Source organism: Sphaerospermopsis sp. LEGE 00249, from assembly GCF_014299995.1.
Taxonomy (GTDB): domain Bacteria; phylum Cyanobacteriota; class Cyanobacteriia; order Cyanobacteriales; family Nostocaceae; genus Sphaerospermopsis; species Sphaerospermopsis kisseleviana.
The window spans coordinates 1-1736 of record NZ_JACJUZ010000162.1 but is presented as its reverse complement, the minus strand read 5'-3'; the positions used below and the strand labels follow the sequence as shown (position 1 = coordinate 1736).

Annotated in this window: 1 protein-coding gene and 1 pseudogene; one reads left to right on the top strand and one right to left on the bottom strand. The window is 38.7% G+C overall.

Features of this window, described 5'->3' with window-relative positions; all coding sequences use genetic code 11:
- Nucleotides 1-406: 406 nt before the first annotated feature.
- On the bottom strand, nt 407-1324 hold the full coding sequence (gene cofG, locus H5968_RS24895; RefSeq protein ID WP_187042072.1) for a 7,8-didemethyl-8-hydroxy-5-deazariboflavin synthase subunit CofG: 918 nt from the start codon (nt 1322-1324) through the stop codon (nt 407-409).
- A gap of 198 nt (nt 1325-1522) precedes the next feature.
- Between cofG and H5968_RS24890 the strand changes: the two are divergent.
- Nucleotides 1523-1736 (top strand): annotated as a pseudogene (locus tag H5968_RS24890) (photosystem II q(b) protein); the annotation flags it as partial.

The following is a 1736-nucleotide window of genomic DNA, read 5'->3' as shown; positions in this document are numbered from 1 at the left end:
ACTGCGGTTTTGAAATAGATAGGGATCTAAACGCTGCAATTAATTTATCGCGTCTGGCTAAGGCGTGAAAGTCTACTGAGGGATAACCGCTGCCATGCTCCCGTTGAAGTAGAAAGTAAAGTCTAGTATTGTCTAGGTTTTATATAGCAGGTTACTATTTCCTATGTTTCAGCATTCCCCAATTTCACTTGGGATTAATACGTTGGAAAAAATTTTTTTGCTACTAGCAGTATCAGGCTAAAGTCAGCCTACACAGATAATAGTAAAACCTTGTTGGTGCATTGCTTTTTTACTCTTCTTTTATACTTCATGGACTAGCAAAAGGCTGTGATATACACTTTTTCAATTTCAAATTGCCTAAAATCCTTGACCTGTAATATTTTCATGTTTATTCAGCAAACCCTAATTACCTATTTATTAGAAACTGAGGATAAACAGGCAACCGTGGCACTAATTCCCATCCCGCAGGTTGTAAAATTTCTTTTAATCTCTGTACCTGTAAATGGGGATAATCTGGGTTAACTTCATCTTTTGGACCTATACCTCCCAAATCTCTCGCACCTGCATCCAAACACGCTAATAACCAATTTTCATCTTGCAGTAAATTAGGGGGAATTTGTACTGTAATGTCTGCGGGTAAAATTTCCCGTGCTTTCCTGATCACGTGCGGTAGTTGATGAGGATCAAAAGCTTCTGCGTTAAAGGTTTGCTGACTTCCCGGACTGTGGGGTTGCAAAATAACTTCTTGTATATGTTGATAGCGTTGATGCAACTCAGAAATAGCTGTTAAAGTTTCCCAGCGATCATCTTCACTTTCTCCTATTCCCAATAACAACCCAGTCGTAAAGGGAATTTGCAATTCTCCCGCCCATTGTAATTGTTGTAAACGCACTTGAGGTAATTTACTCGGTGCATGACGATGAACAGTATTTAATAACTTGGGTGTCAACTGTTCCAACATTAACCCCATCGAAACATTAACATTTTTCAGCTTTTCCATTTCCGTAAAACTCAGTGGTCCGGCATTGGTATGGGGTAAAAATCCCATTGATAAAGCTAAAGCACATAAATCATAAATAAGCTGAAACCACTTTTCCCGCCTTGATGATAAAGGATGAACTTCACCGCTGAGAATGAGTATTTCACAGACATTTTGATTTTTTAAAGGTAATAAAATATTCTCTGCTTGTTCTAGCTTCATCCAAGGACGTGAACCTGGTTCAACACGAAAATTACAATAACTACATCTATTAAAACATTCGTAAGTAGGAACAAGAGTATATGCAGGACTATAAGTGACTACCTTGGGACTAGATGAGAGCATTTTTACAATCCAGAGAATAAGTTTACAAAAATATAAAGCCTGTAACCCTTACTATATCTAGGTTTTCTGATCCTATGAGAAAAATTTTAAAAAATATTACGAAAACCCCTTTACAAATCGAAATATTTGACCTACTATAAAGTCATCAGGTAGAAACACCTACCAAAACATACATACATAAAACGCAATCATAAGAACATGACAACCGCCATTCAACAGCGCCAAAGCGCCAACGTATGGGATCGTTTCTGTGAATTTATCACCAGCACCAACAACCGCCTTTACATCGGCTGGTTCGGTGTATTAATGATACCCACCCTGTTAGCAGCAACCACTTGCTTCATCATCGCATTTATCGCTGCTCCTCCCGTTGACATCGACGGCATCCGTGAACCCGTTGCAGGTTCATTAA